General features: G+C 72.7%; 19 protein-coding genes. 10 read left to right on the top strand and 9 right to left on the bottom strand.

The genetic code is table 11. The features are described from left to right. Positions 1–14: 14 nt before the first annotated feature. The 4 genes from IM767_RS17320 to IM767_RS17335 all read right to left on the bottom strand — a co-directional run bounded on the left by IM767_RS17320 (position 15) and on the right by IM767_RS17335 (position 3,607). Positions 15–1,220 (bottom strand): acyl-CoA dehydrogenase family protein, encoded by a 1,206-nt coding sequence (locus tag IM767_RS17320; RefSeq protein ID WP_109211012.1) that lies wholly within the window; start codon positions 1,218–1,220, stop codon positions 15–17. Then, positions 1,220–2,278, bottom strand: coding sequence for a phosphotransferase family protein (locus tag IM767_RS17325; RefSeq protein WP_109211112.1), 1,059 nt, complete (start codon positions 2,276–2,278; stop codon positions 1,220–1,222). Before IM767_RS17325 ends, IM767_RS17320 begins: the two co-directional genes overlap by 1 nt. A gap of 250 nt (positions 2,279–2,528) precedes the next feature. Continuing rightward, positions 2,529–2,963, bottom strand: a complete 435-nt coding sequence (locus IM767_RS17330) for an acyl-CoA thioesterase (protein ID WP_109211011.1) — start codon at positions 2,961–2,963, stop codon at positions 2,529–2,531. Beyond that, a complete protein-coding gene (locus IM767_RS17335) occupies positions 2,960–3,607 on the bottom strand; it encodes a QsdR family transcriptional regulator (protein WP_109211010.1) in 648 nt (215 codons plus the stop codon). The genes IM767_RS17330 and IM767_RS17335 overlap by 4 nt, the downstream gene beginning before the upstream one ends. A 109-nt stretch (positions 3,608–3,716) precedes the next feature. Here IM767_RS17335 and IM767_RS17340 point away from each other — a divergent pair, with 109 nt between their 5' ends. From IM767_RS17340 to IM767_RS17355, 4 genes are all read left to right on the top strand, one after another. After that, positions 3,717–4,988: an acyl-CoA dehydrogenase family protein gene (locus tag IM767_RS17340; protein WP_109211009.1), complete on the top strand. Its 1,272-nt coding sequence runs from the start codon at positions 3,717–3,719 to the stop codon at positions 4,986–4,988. 10 nt (positions 4,989–4,998) lie between these two features. Beyond that, a complete protein-coding gene (locus tag IM767_RS17345) occupies positions 4,999–6,213 on the top strand; it encodes an acetyl-CoA C-acetyltransferase (protein WP_109211008.1) in 1,215 nt (404 codons plus the stop codon). Between the two features lie 62 nt (positions 6,214–6,275). Then, positions 6,276–6,665, top strand: coding sequence for an MmcQ/YjbR family DNA-binding protein (locus IM767_RS17350; protein ID WP_109211007.1), 390 nt, complete (start codon positions 6,276–6,278; stop codon positions 6,663–6,665). An 80-nt stretch (positions 6,666–6,745) separates the two neighbouring features. After that, positions 6,746–8,182 carry an AAA family ATPase gene (locus IM767_RS17355; RefSeq protein ID WP_109211006.1) on the top strand — a complete coding sequence of 479 codons (1,437 nt, stop codon included), beginning with the start codon at positions 6,746–6,748 and terminating at the stop codon, positions 8,180–8,182. 39 nt (positions 8,183–8,221) lie between these two features. Here the strand turns inward: IM767_RS17355 and IM767_RS17360 are convergent, their stop codons facing one another. Then, the gene (locus tag IM767_RS17360; RefSeq protein ID WP_109211005.1) at positions 8,222–9,067 is read right to left on the bottom strand and encodes an AraC family transcriptional regulator; all 846 of its coding nucleotides are present in this window, start codon (positions 9,065–9,067) and stop codon (positions 8,222–8,224) included. A gap of 133 nt (positions 9,068–9,200) precedes the next feature. Beyond that, positions 9,201–9,602 (bottom strand): ester cyclase, encoded by a 402-nt coding sequence (locus IM767_RS17365; protein ID WP_109211004.1) that lies wholly within the window; start codon positions 9,600–9,602, stop codon positions 9,201–9,203. Between the two features lie 141 nt (positions 9,603–9,743). On the opposite strand from IM767_RS17365, the gene IM767_RS17370 reads away from it, so the two are divergent. Further along, the gene (locus IM767_RS17370) at positions 9,744–10,463 is read left to right on the top strand and encodes a histidine phosphatase family protein (RefSeq protein ID WP_109211003.1); all 720 of its coding nucleotides are present in this window, start codon (positions 9,744–9,746) and stop codon (positions 10,461–10,463) included. Continuing rightward, the gene (locus tag IM767_RS17375) at positions 10,447–11,286 is read left to right on the top strand and encodes an ADP-dependent NAD(P)H-hydrate dehydratase (RefSeq protein ID WP_109211002.1); all 840 of its coding nucleotides are present in this window, start codon (positions 10,447–10,449) and stop codon (positions 11,284–11,286) included. Before IM767_RS17370 ends, IM767_RS17375 begins: the two co-directional genes overlap by 17 nt. Positions 11,287–11,320: 34 nt before the next feature. Here the strand turns inward: IM767_RS17375 and aztA are convergent, their stop codons facing one another. Next, on the bottom strand, positions 11,321–11,998 hold the full coding sequence (gene aztA / locus IM767_RS17380; protein ID WP_204161308.1) for a zinc ABC transporter ATP-binding protein AztA: 678 nt from the start codon (positions 11,996–11,998) through the stop codon (positions 11,321–11,323). Between the two features lie 55 nt (positions 11,999–12,053). Between aztA and aztB the strand changes: the two genes are divergently transcribed. From aztB to aztD, 4 genes are read left to right on the top strand one after another with little or no spacing between them, the layout of a single operon-like run. Further along, on the top strand, positions 12,054–12,908 hold the full coding sequence (aztB, locus tag IM767_RS17385; protein ID WP_109211000.1) for a zinc ABC transporter permease AztB: 855 nt from the start codon (positions 12,054–12,056) through the stop codon (positions 12,906–12,908). 50 nt (positions 12,909–12,958) lie between these two features. Beyond that, a complete protein-coding gene (locus IM767_RS17390) occupies positions 12,959–14,188 on the top strand; it encodes an ABC transporter (protein ID WP_109210999.1) in 1,230 nt (409 codons plus the stop codon). Further along, a complete protein-coding gene (gene aztC, locus IM767_RS17395; protein ID WP_239453377.1) occupies positions 14,185–15,126 on the top strand; it encodes a zinc ABC transporter substrate-binding protein AztC in 942 nt (313 codons plus the stop codon). Before IM767_RS17390 ends, aztC begins: the two co-directional genes overlap by 4 nt. Positions 15,127–15,154: 28 nt before the next feature. Beyond that, a complete protein-coding gene (gene aztD, locus IM767_RS17400) occupies positions 15,155–16,363 on the top strand; it encodes a zinc metallochaperone AztD (protein ID WP_109210998.1) in 1,209 nt (402 codons plus the stop codon). Between the two features lie 124 nt (positions 16,364–16,487). Here the strand turns inward: aztD and IM767_RS17405 are convergent, their stop codons facing one another. Beyond that, entirely contained in the window at positions 16,488–16,946 is a 459-nt protein-coding gene (locus IM767_RS17405; protein ID WP_109210997.1) for a MaoC family dehydratase, read from the bottom strand. Next, positions 16,943–17,692 (bottom strand): SDR family oxidoreductase, encoded by a 750-nt coding sequence (locus IM767_RS17410; RefSeq protein ID WP_109210996.1) that lies wholly within the window; start codon positions 17,690–17,692, stop codon positions 16,943–16,945. The genes IM767_RS17405 and IM767_RS17410 overlap by 4 nt, the downstream gene beginning before the upstream one ends. Positions 17,693–17,700: the final 8 nt, after the last annotated feature.

A 17,700-nucleotide genomic window follows, 5' to 3' on the forward strand; every position in this document is an offset into this window, starting at 1 on the left:
CTTCGACGTGCGATTCAGGCGCGCAGCTGCGCGCGGCCGAGGCTCGAAAGGTGCACCTCGTCGGGTCCGTCGGCGATGCGCAGCGACCGCACGCCGGCGTAGAGCTCTGCCAACGGCGTGTCGGACGACACGCCGGCGCCGCCGTGGAGCTGGATCGCGCGGTCCATGATCTGCTGGACGGCGCGGGGCACGGCGATCTTGATCGCCTGGATCTCGGTCATCGCGTTCCTGTTGCCGACGGTGTCCATGAGCCAGGCCGTCTTGAGCACCAACAGCCGCAGCGACTCGAGCTGGATGCGCGCCTCGGCGATCCACTCGCGCACGACGCCCTGCTCGGCGAGGGCGCGGCCGAAGGCGTGCCGCGCCGAGGCGCGGTCGATCATCAGGGCGAGCGCGCGCTCGCCCATGCCCAGGGCGCGCATGCAGTGGTGGATGCGGCCGGGTCCGAGCCGCGCCTGCGCGATCGCGAACCCGTCGCCTTCGCCCGCGATGAGGTGGGAGGCTGGCACGCGCGCATCGTCGAAGGCGACCTCGGCATGCCCGCCGTGGTCGCGATCGTCGTAGCCGAAGACGGTGAGCGGCCGCACGATGCGCACTCCCGGCGTATCGCGCGGAACCAGGATCATCGACTGCTGACGGTGGCGCGCGGCATCCGGATCCGTCTTCCCCATCACGATGAAGACAGCGGCGTCCGGATTCATCGCGCCGGTCGACCACCACTTGCGGCCCGTGATGACATAGTGGTCGCCGTCGCGGCGGATGCGCGTGCCGATGTTCGTCGCGTCGGATGATGCGACCTCCGGCTCGGTCATGCAGAACGCGGAGCGGATGCGGGCATCGAGCAAGGGCTCGAGCCACTCCTCCTTCTGCGCCGGCGTGCCGAAGTCGTTCAGCACCTCCATGTTCCCGGTGTCGGGCGCAGCGCAGTTGAAGGCCGGCGGTGCGAGGCGCGGACTCCAGCCGGTGACCTCGGCGACCGGCGCGTACTGCAAGTTCGTGAGCCCGGCTCCACCGTGGTCGCCGGGGAGGAAGAGGTTCCAGAGGCCCTGCGCGCGGGCCTCTGCCTGCAGCTCGCGGACGACGGGACGCACCGTCCATTCGTCGGGCGTCGCGGCCAGCTGCGCGTCGAGCACGGGCTCGGCCGGGAGAACGTGCTCCTCGAGGAACGCGTGGGCGCGAGCTGTCACGTCGCGAGTCGTGGCGTCGGGGGCGAAGTCCATCAGCGCACCTCCTGTGTGCGGGCCCGCGCGGTGCTGAGCCCCGTGCGGGCGAGCGGTTCGACGAGCGCGCCCATGCGGTCGAAGCCCTCGCCGACCGTGTCTCCCGCTCGGAAACGGAAATGGATGCCCTCGAGGATCACCGCGAGCTTGTAGGCGGCGAACGCGCGGTACCACCGCAGGTCGGGAACCGCGAGGCCGGCGTGCGCGGCGTAGGCGTCGACGAGCTCGTCGAAGGCGGGGTACCCGGCGGCCGGATCGACCGCGCTGGGCACGACACCGCCTCCGCCGGGGAGTTCGGCGATGTCCCAGTAGAGCCCGAACATGCCGAGATCGACGAGGGGGTCGCCGAGCGTGGCCATCTCCCAGTCGAGGATCGCCGAGATGCGGGGAGTCTCCGCGTCGCCGACCACCAGCGCGTTGTCGAGCCGGTAGTCGCCGTGCACGATGCCCGACCGGGCGGAGATCGGGACGCCGCCGGCCAGGCGCGACTGGAGCGCGTCGAGGAGCGGGGTCTCGCGCGAGCGCGAGGCGTCGAGCTGCCGGCGCCACGTGGCGAGCTGGCGCTCGAGGTACCCGTCGGGGCGCCCGAAGTCGTCGAGACCCACTGCTGCGGGATCGACCGCGTGGAGGTCGGCGAGGTGTCGCGCCAGATCGAGGCCGAGAGTGCGCAGTCCGCTCGCGGTGTAGGCGGCGTTCTGCGCGCGCCGGGCGAGGACCTGCCCCGGCGCACGCTCCATGACGAAGAACACCGTGCCCGTCACGCGCGCGGCCGTCGAGTCGTCGACGACGTCGATCGCGCGGGGGACCGGCACAGCGGTCGCCTCCAGAGCCGAGATGACGCGGTGCTCGCGCCGCATGTCGTGCGCGCTGGAAAGGACGTGCCCGAGCGGCGGGCGCCGCAGGATGAGCGGCATCCGCGCGCCCTCGATCGCGTAGGTGAGGTTGCTGCGACCCCCCGCGATCACGCTCGCCGCGAGGTCGCCCCCCGCCAGGTCGGGGTGCGCGTCGCGCAGCCACGCGGTCAGGCCTGCGGCATCCAGTCCGGGCACTGCGGTCATCTTCGACACCCTCCCAGCCCCGCCATCGGGTCTGAAAACGAGCATACCGGATGGTCGGTTTGTTTCGAAATCGTCCATCGCGCGGCGCCGCGAGAGTGCGGGCGTGGTTCGAGGGTCGCGAATCGCGGTTTCGGTCGCGGGGGTGCCGCGTGTCATGACACCTGAGGTCCGGGGCGTGGTTCGAGGGTCGCGATTGGCGGCTTCGTTCGCGGGGCTGCCGCGTGTCGTGACACCTGAGGTCCGGGTGGGGTCAGGCCTCGAGGATCCGCGTCTGGATGGCGTGGCGGACGGATGCCGGCACCGGCGTCGGGCGCCGGGTGCCGGCATCCACGAACACGTGCACGAATCGTCCCGTCGCGATCGGGTCGGCCTCCCCGGCACGGAGGATGGCGAGCGCCCAGGTGACGCTCGTCGTGCCGAGCCGTTCGATGCCGATGCCGACCTCGAGTGGCTCGGGGAATCCGGCCGAGGCGCGGAACTCGCACGACGACGCCGCGCACAGGGCGATCGCCGCGCCGCCCAGCGGTTCGAGCCCGCCGTCGCGGATCATGAAGGCGTTGACGGCGGTGTCCATGGCCGCGTAGTAGACGGTGTTGTTGAGGTGGCCGTACTGGTCGTTGTCGTTCCAGCGGGTGGCGAAGGGCTCGCGCACCGGGTAGGTGGGCGACGGGGTCGGCGCGGTCATCCGTCGACCCGGAGGGTCAGGCGGAACGCGACGCGGGCACGTTCGGCGCTCGGGGTGTCGCCCGAGATGAGGTCGGCGTACGTGAACGACTCCGAGAGGCGCACCAGGATGTACGCCAGGTCGGCGGGGGCGATGGCACCGCCCAGCGGGGCGTCGCCGAGGTCGCGGCGGATGAGCCACTCGGCGGTCGCGACGTAGCGGCGCTGGATCGGGCTCTCCTTCGTGGTGAGCAGGCGCAGCGCGCGAGCCGGCTCGCGCCGCAGGAACGAGCGGAAGTACTCCGCCGTGATGAGGTCGTCGACGAAATGCGTGAGGATTCCCGCGACGCGCTCGCCGCCGTCGAGGCCGGTGCTGGCGTGCTCGGCCTGTACGAGGGTGGGGATGGCGAGCGACCACAGCACCTCGCTCAGCAGCGCGTCGCGGTTGCCGACCCAGCGGAACAGCGACGTGCGATCCACGCCGAGGGCGCCGGCCAGAGCGGTCATGTCGATGCGGCGTCCGCCGATCAGCGTCGCCCGCGCGGCTTCGAAGGCGCGCTGCGCGTCGGGGTGCGCGCCGCCTGCCAGGCGATCCGAGAGCCACGAGGGCGCGGCATCCGTCCCGACCGTCGCGATCGTGGGGGGAGAGGTCACCGTCGTGCTCATGCCGGAACTCTACCCGGCGGAGCAAGCGCTGGTGCAACGTTTCCGAATGTGTTGTGCAACATTCCTGAAAGTGATGCATACTCTTGTCACGACCAGCTGAGGAGAGACGATGACGTTCACCTTGACCCAGACCGGCCCCGCCGGCGCCGGCCTCGCCGAGCCGGCGGACGTGCTCGACGCCGACTTCTACGCGTTCCAGGAGCTGCTGACGGATGCCGAGCGGCGCGCGCTGCGCGACATCCGCGGCTTCCTCGAGACCGAGGTGCGCCCCCACGCCGACGATCACTGGGATCGCGCCGAGAGCCCGCGCCACCTCGTGCCCCGCATCGCGGAGCTCGGGCTCTACGGCAACGCGTTCCCCGAGACGCGGACCTTCGAGAACAGCAACGTGTTCCGCGGCTGGGTCGCGATGGAGATCGCGCGGGCCGACCCGTCGACGGCGACGTTCATCGGCGTGCACAGCGGGCTCGCGATGACCTCCATCGCCGTCGGAGGCTCCGACGAGCAGCGGGCCGAATGGCTGCCGGTGCTCGCGCGCGGCGAGCAGATCGCCTGCTTCGGGCTGACCGAGCCCGGCCACGGATCCGACACCGCCAAGGGGCTCGAGACCACCGCCGAGCGTCGCCCCGGCCCTGACGGCGCGGACGAGTGGGTGCTGAACGGCGCCAAGCGGTGGATCGGCAACGGCGCGTTCGCCGACGTCGTGGTCATCTGGGCGCGCGACGTCGCCGACGACCAGGTGAAGGGCTTCCTCGTGCGGACGCCGTCGGTGGGCTTCTCGGCGACCAAGATCGAGCGCAAGCAGTCGCTGCGCACGGTGGAGAACGCCGACATCGTGCTCACCGACGTCGTCGTCCCCGAGCGCGACCGCCTCCAGCGGATCGACGGCTTCCGCGACCTCGCGGCCGTGCTGCGGATCACCCGCGCGCAGGTCGCGTGGCAGGCGCTCGGCGTCGCCGTCGGGGCGTACGAGTGCGCGGTCGCCTATGCGAAGGCTCGCGTGCAGTTCGGCAAGCCAATCGCGTCGTTCCAGCTCGTGCAGCAGAAGCTCGCCGACGCACTCGCCGACATCACGGCGTGCATCGGCATGTGCGTGCGCGTGTCGCAGCTGCAGGACGAGGGCACGCAGCAGGACCACCACTCGGCGATGGCCAAGGCGTTCGTGAGCAGGCGCGTGCGCGAGACCGTCGCGCTCTGCCGCGAGATCTGCGGCGGCAACGGCGTGCAGCTCGGCGGGCAGGAGCAGCTGGGCATCCCCGCCGGCTACGGCATCGCGCGCTACTTCGCCGATGCCGAGGCCGTCTACACGTTCGAGGGCACGTACGACATGAACTCCCTCATCGTCGGCCGCGCCATCACCGGCATCGCCGCGTTCGTCTGAAGGAGAAGCGATGACCGAGGCCTACATCGTCGCCACCGCGCGCTCGCCGATCGGGCGTGCCCGCAAGGGGTCGCTCGTCGACGTGCGACCCGACGACCTCGCGGCGCGGATGGTCGGCGCCGCGCTCGACAAGGTGCCCGGGCTCGACCCGTCGCGCATCGACGACCTGCTCGTCGGCTGCGGGCAGCCCGCGGGCGAGCAGGGCTTCAACCTCGCCAGGATCGTCGCGGTGCTGCTCGGCTGGGACGCCGTGCCCGGCACGACCGTCAACCGCTACTGCTCGTCGTCGCTGCAGACCACGCGCATGGCGTTCCACGCCATCAAAGCGGGCGAGGGCGACGTGTTCGTCTCGGCCGGCGTCGAGTCGGTGTCGCGTTACGCGGCGGGGGCGTCGGATGTTCCGGATGCCGTCAACCCGGCGTTCGCGCCATCGCTCGCGCGCACGGCGGCCCGCGCCGCCGCCGGAGCCGAGGGGTGGACCGATCCGCGCGACGACGGTGCGCTGCCCGACCCCTACATCGCGATGGGGCAGACGGCTGAGAATGTCGCACAGCTGCGCGGAGTCACGCGAGAGGACCAGGATGCCTTCGCGGCGCGGTCGCAGCAGCGCGCCGAGGCCGCGATCGCCTCGGGCTTCTGGGCCCGCGACATCACGCCGGTCACCCTTGCCGACGGCACGGTCGTCGCCGCCGACGACGGCCCGAGGCCGGGCGTCACCGTGGCGGCGCTCGCGGGTCTGGATCCCGTGTTCCGGCCGGATGGCACGGTCACGGCCGGCAACTGCTGCCCGCTCAACGACGGGGCGGCGGCGGTCGTGATCGTGTCGGACCGAGTCGTGTCCGAGCTCGGCCTGCAGCCGATCGCCCGCATCGTGTCGACCGGGGTCTCCGGGCTCTCGCCCGAGGTGATGGGCCTCGGGCCGGTCGAGGCATCGCGTCGCGCGCTCGCTCTCGCCGGGCTCACGATCGACGACATCGATCTGGTCGAGATCAACGAGGCGTTCGCCGCGCAGGTGATCCCCTCGGCCCGCGAGCTCGGTGTGGACCCCGAGCGGCTCAATGTGCACGGCGGGGCCATCGCGGTGGGGCATCCGTTCGGCATGACCGGGGCGCGCATCACCTCCACGCTCCTCAACGGGCTCACGGCGACCGGCGGGCGGTACGGCCTCGAGACGATGTGCGTCGGCGGCGGCCAGGGCATGGCGATGGTGGTCGAGCGCGTGTGAGCGCCGGCCCCGCGCCGTGGCGTGAGGGCGGGGCTGTCGGAGGCGCGGCCTAGGCTCGGCCTGTGGCCACCCTCGACGACCTGCGCCGCACCGCCGACGCGCTGCCGGGCAGCGAGGAGCGCGCGACCACCGGCGGCGCCGCCTGGTTCGTGCGCGGCAAGCTGTACGCGTGGGAGTGCCACCCGTGGCCGAGCATCCCGGCCGACGTGCGGGCGATCATCGCGTCTGAGCTCGTGGTCGGCGTCAAGGTCGCCGACGGGCTCGACGCGCTCGCGCTCCGTGAGATGCAGCCCGAGGTGTTCCTCGGCGCCACCACGGCGTGGGGCGAGCCCAAGGTGGCGTTCCGCATGGCGCGCATCGACGACGACCATCTCGCCGAGCTCGTGACCGAGGCGTGGCGGGTGCAGGCGCCGAGGTACCTGCGCCGGGAGCTCGACGAGACGGGTCGCTGAGACCTGCGCGCTGCCGGACGCCGCGTGCCGCGTGCCGCGTGTCGCTGCGGAGTGTCGCGGCTCTGTGGGAGATTCGGTGGGTGCTGAGCGAGGACGACCGGGATCTCATGCGGGAGGTCTCCCGCTACCTTCGACGCGTCAACGAGCTGGGGGAGCGCGAGGCCCGGCCGAGCCGAACGCCGCTGGGCGATCTGATCAGCGAGCACCTCGGCACCGACGCCTCGCAGGTCTCGGTCGTGCAGGAGGTGATCGCCGACCACCGCCTGGCCGACGCGGACGTGGCGCTCGAGGCGCTCTCCGCCGGGGGCGCGGGCACTCTCCTCGGCGTCGGCGGGGGTGAGCAGCGTCACCACCACGGCCTCGCGGAGTTCGTCAGCAACAGCCACGTGCGCTACGCGCCCGGACCGGTGGACTACACCGAGCGCTCGACCGGTCCGGACTCGAGCAAGCGCGTCGTGTCGCTCGGCATCCGCCTGCTCCACTTCGAGGGGTCTCCGATCGCGCTGTCGCAGCGGGCCGCGGTGCCGCAGTTCGGCCGGCAGACGGCGAGCGTCGAGATCATGGGCGCCGAGGCCGACGTGGTGACGCGGTTCCTCGAGACGCTGCGGCGGACGATGGTGGAGCTCAGCGTGCTGCGCGGGAAGGTGCTGTCGTTCCAGCCGACCGAGTACGGGCGGGACGCAGGCGCGACGTTCGTGCACCGGCCCGACGTCGCGGCGGAAGACATCGTGCTGCGGGAAGGGGTGCTGGAAGAGGTCGTCGAGCATGTCATCGGCATCGGCGCCCACCGCGAGGCGCTCTCGCGCGCCGGTCAGCACCTCAAGCGCGGCGTGCTGCTGTACGGGCCGCCGGGCACCGGCAAGACGCTCACCGTGCGCCACCTCCTCAGCGCGACGCCCGACACGACCGCCGTCCTCCTCACCGGCTCGAGCATCCGCTACATCAGCGCCGCCGCCGAGATCGCCCGCACGTTCCAGCCCGCGATCGTCGTGCTCGAAGACATCGACCTGGTGGCGATGGAACGTCACGGGTCGCCGCAGCCGCTGCTGTTCGAGGTGCTCGACGCCCTGGACGGCCTCGACGGCGACGCCGACGTGGCGTTCGTGATGACGACCAATCGCGTCGAGATGCTCGAGCGCGCGCTCGCCGAGCGGCCGGGACGCGTCGACCTGGCCGTCGAGGTGCCGCTGCCCGCGCTGCCCGAGCGGCAGCGGCTGTTCCGCCGCTACGCGCAGCAGCTCCCGTACAGCGACGCTGCGCTGGATGCCGCGGCCGAGCGCGCGGAGGGGACCACGGGCTCCTTCGCGAAGGAGCTCATGCGGCGCAGCGTGCTGCGCGCCGCCCAGGAGGGGCGTCCGCCGGTCGACGAAGACCTCGCCGGCGAACTCGCACGCCTGCTCGACTCCCGCTCCCAGCTCACCCGCACGATGCTCGGCTCGGGCGAACCGGCCCAGCCGGAGCCCGCGCCGCAGCGCGGCGCGAGCTTCGGCTGGTTCGCCGGCTCCGCCGGCCGCTAGTCGCTCCTACGCGGGCTCCTGCGCCCGCTCCACCGGCAGTCAGAGCTCGCAGGTCGCGGTGGAGAAGTCCGGCGCCCGGTCCAGCACCGCCACGATCGACGGGCCGGGCCGCAGCCGCCACGGGTTGGAGGGGAACCATTCGCCGGCCGTAGCCGCCCAGGTCTCCTGCAGTGCGGCCGGGTACGGACCCGCCGAGCGGAACACCGCCCACGCGCCGGCTGCGACGTCGATCTCGTCCAGGTCCTCGGGCAGGGCCGAGCCGGTGCTGACGGCGACGCCGTGCAGGTACGTCAGCTCGCTTCCCTCGGTGTAGTCCGGATCGACGTCCGCGCTCACCTGGAGGAGGCCTCCGGGCTCGGTGTCGCTCAGCGACTTGAGCCGCTCGTGCTCGGTGGGCGGCAGCGCGGCGATGTGCGCTTGGATGTGCGGGTTGGGCCCCTCGTGGATGAGCGGCACCCGGGCGGCGTGGCCGATGAGGCGGAAGGCCGGTCGCTCGGTGAGGCGGGTGTCCATGATCGTGTTCCCTTCGACGGTCAGGCGGAACCTGAGCTGCTGTTGTGAGCGAAGGGGACCGCCCTCACGGCGCACGTCCGCCGGGCCGACGCCGTGCACCGCGCGGAACGCACGGGTGAACGCCTCCGTGGAGCCGTAGCCGTAGCGCACCGCGATGCCCAGCAGGTCGTCGTCGCCGAGCAGGTCGGCGGCTGCGACCGTCATCCTCCGCCGCCGGATGTACTCCGACAGCGGCATGCCCGCCAGCGACGAGAACATCCGGCGCACGTGGTACTCGGTCGTGCCCAGGCTCTGTGCCAGCCCGGCCACGTCGATGTCGTCCGCAAGATGCGAGTCGACGTACTCGACGACGCGGTTGAGAATCGCGATCACGGTTCCTCCTTCGACATCCAGCCTGTCGGGGGCGTGCGCACCGCACCCGATCTTCCCGGACCGATTCTGTCGGCCGGCGGCTCATCGGCACGCCGCCTCGGCGACCGGCGGTGGGGCCGGGTCGCGGCATCCGCTACCGGTCCGTGCCCGTCAGCTGAGCGAGCAGCTCCACCTCGTCCGCCGAACCCGAGAACTCGGCGATGCGTCCGTTGGTCACGCGGTACATCGCGAACTGCGCGACGTTGGCGTGCCGCCGGGTCGGCGCGACGCCGCGGAACACGCCGAGGTGCGTGCCGCTGCCGCGCAGGTGTGCGGCGAGACGGTCGTCCTCGACGACGAGCTGGATGCGGCGCCACCGCCAGTCGGGGAAGGCGTGGAAGAGGTCGGCCATGTCGGACACCCACGCGTCGGCGCCGCCGGGTAGATGCGCGCGCCGCACACCCGGCGCGACGAACGAGCGGATGGCGTCGAGGTCGTGGCGGTTGCACGCGTCGAGGTAGTCGGCGTACCACTCGCGCATCTCCCACGGCTCCACCTCCCCATTATCCGGGCGGGCGCCGTCGCGGAGCGGAGGGGACGGATGCTGCGCCCGCCGGCTGTCACCCGAACCACTGGTGCTCCGCGACGCGGTTGTCAACGGCTGGTCGGTCGCCGTCCGTCTGCCTAGCCTGGGGCGATGGCAGTGAAGGAGCTCTGGCTCGCGCGGCACGGTGAGAGCATCGGCAACGTCGCGGCGACGCAGGCCGAGATCGATGGACTCGACACCATTCCGCTGGACGTGCGCGACGCCGACGTGCCGCTGTCCGACACCGGTCGCGAGCAGGCGCTCGCCCTGGGCGAGTGGCTGGACGGGCACCGCGAGGGCCTCGACGTGTACTGGGTGTCGCCGTACCTCCGGGCGCGGGAGACGCTGGCGCTCGCGCTCGGAGACGAGGGCGGGCGGGTGCTGGTCGACGAGCGGCTGCGCGACCGCGAGCTCGGCATCCTCGACCTGCTCACCCGTCGGGGTGCGGCGCGCCTGCACCCCGGGGAGTTCGCGCGGCGACAGCACCTGGGCAAGTTCTACCACCGCCCGCCGGGCGGTGAGTCGTGGGCCGATGTCGCGCTGCGGCTGAGGTCCTTCCTGCGTGACGTCATGGCCGGTCCCGACGAGCGCGCGATGATCGTCGCGCACGACGCCGTCGTCATGCTCGTCCTCTACATCCTCCTGCCGATGGACGAACCCGGGCTCCTCGATTTCGCCGCCGGGCACACGGTGCTGAACGCCTCCGTGACCCACCTCGTCCGCGGCGACGACGGCTGGACCCTCTCGGCGTTCTCCGACGTCGCGCACCTGCAGCGCGAGGGCGCCGACATCACCGCGCACCCGGGAAGCCCCGATGTCGAGCCGCGTTGAGCCCGTCACCCCGGCGCTGCTGCGCGAGTGGGGCCTGCCGAGCCCCGGCGACTCGAAGAAGTCGCGCGGCGACGTCCTCGTCGTCGGCGGCTCGCGGCGCTCGCCCGGAGGAGTCCTCCTCGCCGGCGAGGCGGCGCTGCGCGTCGGCGCGGGCCGGGTGGGCCTGGCGGTTCCCCAGTCGATCGACGCGCACGTGGGTATCGCGCTGCCCGAGGCCGGCATCTTCGCGCTGCCCGATGCCGCGGACGATCCGCTCGGCGAGGAGCTCGGCGGCCGGGTCTCATCCGTCGACACCGTGCTCGTCGGCCCGGGCTTCGACGAACCGGACGAGACCCGCGCGACCCTGATCGCCGTCGCAGCGGCGGGGCCCCGGTGCGTCGTGCTCGACGCCTTCGCGCTGGGCGTGCTCCCCGAGATCGACCGGGCGACGCTGCCCGACGATCTCATCCTGAGTCCCAACAAGGACGAGGCTGCCATCCTCCTCGGTCGCGAACTCGGCGACGGCGTCGCCGACGTGCGCGAGATCGCGCGGACCTTCCGCGCCGTCGTGAACTGCTACGGACTCGTCGCGCATCCGGACGGCCGGGCATGGCGCGTGAACGAGGGCGGCGGCGGGCTCGGCACATCGGGCAGCGGCGATGTGCTCGCCGGCGCGATCGCGGGATTCACGGCGCGCGGGGTGGCCCTCGAACAGGCCGCCGTGTGGGGAGCATGGGCGCACGCGCGAGCGGGCGCGCGGCTGACCGAGGACCCGGGGCTCGGCTTCCTGGCAGGGGAACTCGCGCGAGAGCTGACGCCGACGATCCGCGACACCCTCCGCTGATCAGCGGGCCGGCGGCCAACGAGGTCGTGACGGCTCACGGGCACACGGGGCTGACCGCGCCGTCGACGGATGCCACGCACCCGGCGTCCAGCCGGATCACGACGTCGCCCAGCTCGATCAGCGCGGGGTCGTGGCTCACGCACACCACCACGACACCGCGCCGCGCCTGGCTCGTCACGGCGTCGGTGATGCGCGCGGCGCTGGAGGAGTCCAGCGCGGTCGTCGGCTCGTCGAGCAACAGCACGTCGGCGCCGCGCGCGAGCCCCTGAGCGAGGAGCGCCCGCTGGCGCTGCCCTCCCGACAGCGCGCCGAACGGCGACCGCTGCAGGGGGCCGAGGTCGAGGAGCTCGAGCGCTTCGTCGACGGCGTGACGACCGTCGCGCCCGACGCGGCGCCACGGACTCGTGCGCCCCCACGCCCCGACCGTCACGACGTCGCGGACGGTGAGCGGCAGCGTCTCCGAGACGGCAGCGCGCTGCGGGACGAAGGCCCGCGACAGCGCGCCGGCCTTCACGACGCCGCGGCTCGGAGCGAGGGTGCCGGCCAGCACCTCGAGCAGCGTCGACTTGCCCGCGCCGTTCGGGCCGGCGATGACGGTGATCGCCCCGGTCGCAGCGTCGAGATCGACGCCGCGGAGTGCCGGCTTGCCCGCGAAATCGACGTGGATGCCCCGAACCGAGAGCGCGGACATGGGCGGCTGACCTGAAGGCACGAGTACAGCTTATCGATTTTGAGAATCGTTCTCATTAACGCTACGGTCGTCGCTCGTGACCCTCCTCACCGAACCCTTCGCCCTCGAGTTCGTGCAGCGCGCGCTGCTGGGCGGCTGTCTTGTCGCCGTGCTCTGCGGCGTCGTCGGCACGTGGGTCGTGACGCGCGGCATGGCGTTCCTCGGCGAGGCGCTGGGCCACGGCATGCTTCCCGGCGTCGCGGTGGCGACGGTGCTGGGAGTGCCCGTCGTGCTCGGCGCCGGCCTCAGCGCCGTCGCGATGAGCCTCGGCATCGGAGCCCTCCAGCGGCGTGGCCGACTGTCGTACGACACGAGCATCGGCATGCTCTTCGTCGCGATGCTGGCCGCCGGCGTGATCGTGATCTCGCACGCGGGAAGCTTCGCGACGGATGCCACGGCCATCCTCTTCGGCGACATCCTGGCGATCTCGGCGGAGGATCTCGCGGTGCTCGCCGGCGCGACGGCGGTCGGTCTCGCCGTCGCAGCGCTGGCCCACCGGTCGCTCGTGGCGCTCGCGGTCGACGCGCGGGTCGCGGCCGTGCTCGGCCTGCGGCCACGGGTCGCGCAGGCGGCTCTGGTCGGCCTCGTCACGCTCGCCGTGGTCGCCTCGTACCAGGCCGTCGGCTCGCTGCTCGTCGTGGGACTGCTGATCGCCCCGGCGGTCGCGGCCTCTCGCTGGGCGACGCGCGTGCTGCCGACGATGGCGCTCGCCTGCGGCTTCGGCGTGGCGGCCGTGCTCGTCGGGCTGCTCGCCTCGTGGTACGCCGGCACGGCCGCCGGCGCCTCGATCGCGCTGACCGCGGTCCTCCTGGCCGGCATCTCGTGGGCGGTGCGCGTCGCCTGGATCCGCACCGTCGTGACATCCACCGCTCTGCGCCCGACGCACCCCTGACCTCTTCCACGGCTCCGCGCCACCCGCCCCATTCCGAAGGAACAGCAACCGTGCCCCACCGCTCCCTCACCGCCGCCCTGCTCGCAGGGGCGGTGCTCGCCCTGACCGGATGCGCGCAGCCCGTGGCGGAGCCGCCGGCCGCGGCCCCGGCATCCGACGATCACGGCGCCGTCGCCGACGCCGCCGAGGTCAGCGAGCCGCAGCTTGCGCTGCTGACCATCGACCCCGAGGGCGGTGTCCGCCAGCTCGACCTCCTCGACGAGACCGAAACCGAGCTCGGGTCGGTGCCCGCGCCGGAGCGCACGGCGACGGATGGCCGCTACGTCTTCGCGGACTTGGCCGAGGGGATGTCGGTCATCGACAGCGGGCGCTGGACGTGGGACCACGTCGACCACTTCCACTACTACCTGGCCGAGCCGGCTCTGCTCGGTGAAGTCGCCGGCCGAGGTGCGGCGACGGTGGCGACGACGCTGTCGTCGACAACCGGCGGCACCGGCGTCTTCTTCGCCGGCAGCGGCGAGGCCGTGCTCCTGGACACCCGGGCGCTGTCGCAGGGGGAGCTCGTCGAGCGGTTCCGCCTCGAGACCGCGCCGCACGACGGCATGGTCGTGCCGATCGGGTCGTTCGCGCTCGTCACCGAGCCGCGCGACGGAGTCGCGGCATCCGTCAGCGTCGTGGACGAGGACGGGATGCCGGTGCCCGGCCGCACTGCCGCGTGCGCGGAAGCGCGAGGCACCATCACGACGCGCGTGGGCGCGGTCATCGGCTGCGCGGACGGTGCACTGCTCGCGACCGTCGTGGACGGCGGCGTCGAGATCGAGCGCGTGGCCTATCCGACCGGGGCCGCCGCGCCGCGTGCGACCGACTTCGCCGGCCGCGACGGCCGCCCGACGGTGGCGGCCGTCGCGGGTGACCGCCACGTCTGGCTGCTCGACACGCGCGAGCGCGCGTGGACCCTGCTCGCCGTCGACCGGCCGATCGTGCAGGCCACCGCGGTCGACGACAAGGCCCAGCACGTGCTGGCGCTCGGCGCCGACGGGCGCGTGCTCGCGATCGACGGGGCGAGCGGGCAGACCATCGCGCAGACCGAGCCGCTCGTCGCCGAGTCGCTCGCGATCGATGCCGGAGCCCCGACTCTCGTCGCCGATCAGCACCGCGCCTACCTCAATGCGCCGGCCGAGCGCGCGCTCTACGAGATCGACTTCGCCGACGGCGCCCGCATCGCCCGCGTGTTCTCGCCGCCGACCACCCCGGCATTCCTCGCGGAGACGGGCCGATGAGCCGCGGACGGTCGATGAGCCGCATCCGGCGTCGAGCTCTCGCAGCGCTCGCGACGGCGGCGGTGGCGGCATCCGTCCTCGCCGCGTGCTCGCCGGCGGACGCCGAGCGCCCCCTCGTCGTCGTGTCGACCAACATCCTCGGCGACGTCGTGGACCAGCTCGTGGGCGAGGACGTCGAGGTGATGACGCTCATGCGTCCGAACGCAGACCCCCACTCGTTCGAGATCTCGGCGCGGGAAGCCGCGCGTCTTCGTGCCGCCGACCTGCTCGTCTCCAACGGGCTGGGCCTGGAGGAAGGGCTGCAGCAGCACCTCGACGCGGCCGCCGCCGACGGTGACGCAGCCTTCGCCGCCGGGGACGCGATCGACGCGCTCACCTACGCCGAGGGCGATGCCGCAGGCACGCCCGACCCGCACTTCTGGACCGATCCGGCGCGCATGGTCGCCGTCGTGGAGGCGCTGCGGCCGAGGCTGTCGGGCCTGCCGGGAGTCGAACCGGACGATGTCGACGCGCGCGTCGACGCGTATCTCTCCGAGCTCGCGCGCCTCGACGGCGAGATGACGAGCGCGTTCGCCGGCATCCCGGCCGAGCGCCGGACGCTGGTCACGAACCACCACGTCTTCGGCTACCTCGCCGAGCGCTTCGGCTTCCGCGTCGTGGGCGCGGCGATCCCCGGCGGCACGACGCTGGCCGCCCCCAGCGCCTCCGACCTCGCCGATCTGGTGTCGGCGATCGAGGGCAACGGTGTGCCGGCGATCTTCGCCGAGTCCTCGTCGCCGGACCGGCTGATGCAGGCGCTCGCGAACGAGACGGGCACCGAGGTCGACGTGATCGAGCTCTACACCGAGTCGCTGACCGCCGACGGCGGCGGCGCCGGCGACTACCTGACCATGATGCGCGAGAACACGCGGCGCATCGTCACCGGGCTCTCGCAGTGAGCCCCACACCGAGAAAGAGGAACACCACATGCGCATACGCACGCTGCGTCGCGCCGGCCTGATCGCCGTCGCCGCCGGTGCCGTCGCGACCCTCGCGGCCTGCTCGTCGTCACCGGGAGGGTCGGATGCCGGCGCCCCGACGCCGTCTGCGGAGACCGCCGGCCCCCGCATCGCGGTCTCGTACGAGGGCGGCATCGTCGTCCTCGACGGCGAGAGCCTCGAGACCGTCGCCGACCTCGAGTCGGAGGAGTTCACGCGCCTGAACCCATCGGGAGACGGCCGCCACGTGCTGGTCACCATGAGCGAGGGCTTCCAGGTGCTCGACACCGCCGCCGGCAGCACCGACGAGGCGGAGCTCACCGATCTCGTCTTCGCCGCCGACACCCCCGGCCACGTCGTCCGCCACGGCGGCAAGACGATCCTCTACGCCGACGGCACGAGCGACACCATGATCTTCGACACCGACGCCCTGCTCGCCGCCGACGGCGAGCTGCCCGAGACCGAGACGATCCCGGGGGTCGATGCGCACCACGGCGTCTCGGTCGTGCTCGAGGACGGCACCTTCCTCACGACGGTCGGCGGCGCCGACGGACGCACCGGCATCTCGGCGCAGGATGCGTCGGGAGCGGTGATCGCGACGAGCGACGCCTGCCCGGGCGTGCACGGCGAGGGGACGGCAGCCGACGAGGCCGTCGTCTTCGGTTGCGAGAACGGCGCCCTCCTGTACCGCGACGGCGAGATCCTCAAGCTCGACGCCCCCGACCAGCCCTACGGTCGTATGGGCAACGCGTACGTCAGCGAGACGAGCCCGCTCGTCGTCGGCGACTACAAGAGCGATCCCGATGCCGAGGGCTACCTCCTCGGCGCCGTCACGGTGATCGACACCGGGGCCGGCACGCTCGAGGTCGTCGACCTGCCCGAGGGCGTCGAGTACACGTTCCGCGACATCGCCCGCGGACCGGAGGACCTGGCGTACATCCTCGCCGCCGACGGGTCGATCCATGTGTTCGACCCCGCCACCGCGGAGATCGTCGACGCGTACCCGGTCGTCGAGCCGTGGGAGAGCCCCGCGGAGTGGCAGGACCCGCACCCGGCCATCGTGGTGGCGGGCGACATCGCCTACGTCACCGAGCCCGCCGCGAACGCCATCCACGCCGTCGACCTGACATCGGGCGAGATCGTCTCGACCGCGACGCTCGACGTCACGCCGAACGAGATCGCCGTCGCCGCCGGCTGACGCTGCGAAGGACCCCACGGCGCGAGGGCGGACCCGACGGTCCGCCCTCGCTGCCGCTCCGGGCCGGGCGGGGCCGCTCCGGCGCGATGACGGCATGCCGGGGGTGCGGCATCCGTCGTCTTCTTCAGGCCTGGGGCACGAAGAGCGCGACCGTCTCGGCGACGAGCGCGGGTCGTTCGGAGCCCTCGAGCTCGACCGTGGTGCGCAAGCCCACCCGGTAGCCCTGCGGCGTGGGCTCGGCGGAGGCGACCTCGGTCACGGCGCGCACCCGCGAGTCGACGGTGACCGGCTGGAGGAAGCGCACCTTGTCGAGCCCGTAGTTGACCACCATCGCGGCACCGTCCACGGACAGCAGCCCCTGAGTGAGGCGGGGGAGGAGCGACAGCGTCAGGTAGCCGTGGGCGATCGTGGCGCCGAACGGGCCGGATGCCGCGCGCCCTGAGTCGAGGTGGATCCACTGCCAGTCCTCGGTCGTGTCGGCGAACGCCTGGATGCGGTCCTGGTCGATCGCGAACCAGTCCCCGACGGCCGTGCGGCCGATCGCCTCGGTGAGAGCGGCGGGGGAGTCGACGGCGATGCTCATGCCCGCGGACCCCCGGCGACGTACAGCACCTGGCCGGAGACGAAACCGGCGCCCTCGGAGCAGAAGTACGACACCGCCGCGGCGATGTCGTCGGGGGCGCCTGCGCGCCCGACCGGGATCTCGGCGGCGTTGTGGGCGATGAAGTCCTCGAACGAGACGCCGAGCCGCTCGGCGGTGGCGCGCGTCATGTCGGTGACGATGAAGCCGGGCGCCACCGCGTTGGCGGTCACGCCGAATCGCCCGAGTTCGATCGCGAGCGTCTTGGTGAAGCCCTGCATGCCCGCCTTGGCGGCGGCGTAGTTCGCCTGGCCGCGGTTTCCGAGAGCCGACGTGCTCGAGAGGTTGACGACGCGGCCCCACCCCGCCTTCACCTGGTGCTCCTGCACGGCACGCGACATCAGGAACGCGCCCCGCAGGTGCACGGCGAGTACGGCATCCCAGTCGTCCTCGGTCATCTTGAACAGCAGGTTGTCGCGGATGATGCCGGCGTTGTTCACCAGGATCGTCGGCGCCCCGAGCTCTTCGGCGATCCGCGCCACCGCGCGCTCGACCGACGCGGCGTCGGCGACGTTGGCGCCGACGGCGAGGGCCCGGCCCCCGGCATCCGTGATCGCCGTCACCGTCTGGGCGCACTGCGCCTCGTCGAGGTCGAGCACCGCGACGGCGTTGCCGTCGGCGGCGAGCCGCTTCGCGGTGGCGGCGCCGATGCCGCGCGCGGCGCCCGTGACGATGGCGGTTCTGGTCATGTCGTCTC

The organism is Microbacterium ureisolvens, assembly GCF_015278315.1.
GTDB lineage: Bacteria > Actinomycetota > Actinomycetes > Actinomycetales > Microbacteriaceae > Microbacterium > Microbacterium ureisolvens.

Coding starts and splice junctions, on each gene's coding strand:
- aztC (WP_239453377.1), top strand. CDS start 14,185: ATGAGCCGCGGACGGTCGATGAGCCGCATCCGGCGTCGAGCTCTCGCA.
- IM767_RS17410 (WP_109210996.1), bottom strand. CDS start 17,692: ATGACCAGAACCGCCATCGTCACGGGCGCCGCGCGCGGCATCGGCGCC.
- IM767_RS17325 (WP_109211112.1), bottom strand. CDS start 2,278: ATGACCGCAGTGCCCGGACTGGATGCCGCAGGCCTGACCGCGTGGCTG.
- IM767_RS17405 (WP_109210997.1), bottom strand. CDS start 16,946: ATGAGCATCGCCGTCGACTCCCCCGCCGCTCTCACCGAGGCGATCGGC.
- IM767_RS17375 (WP_109211002.1), top strand. CDS start 10,447: ATGTCGAGCCGCGTTGAGCCCGTCACCCCGGCGCTGCTGCGCGAGTGG.
- IM767_RS17330 (WP_109211011.1), bottom strand. CDS start 2,963: ATGACCGCGCCGACCCCGTCGCCCACCTACCCGGTGCGCGAGCCCTTC.
- IM767_RS17335 (WP_109211010.1), bottom strand. CDS start 3,607: ATGAGCACGACGGTGACCTCTCCCCCCACGATCGCGACGGTCGGGACG.
- IM767_RS17345 (WP_109211008.1), top strand. CDS start 4,999: ATGACCGAGGCCTACATCGTCGCCACCGCGCGCTCGCCGATCGGGCGT.
- IM767_RS17370 (WP_109211003.1), top strand. CDS start 9,744: ATGGCAGTGAAGGAGCTCTGGCTCGCGCGGCACGGTGAGAGCATCGGC.
- IM767_RS17320 (WP_109211012.1), bottom strand. CDS start 1,220: ATGGACTTCGCCCCCGACGCCACGACTCGCGACGTGACAGCTCGCGCC.
- aztD (WP_109210998.1), top strand. CDS start 15,155: ATGCGCATACGCACGCTGCGTCGCGCCGGCCTGATCGCCGTCGCCGCC.
- IM767_RS17340 (WP_109211009.1), top strand. CDS start 3,717: ATGACGTTCACCTTGACCCAGACCGGCCCCGCCGGCGCCGGCCTCGCC.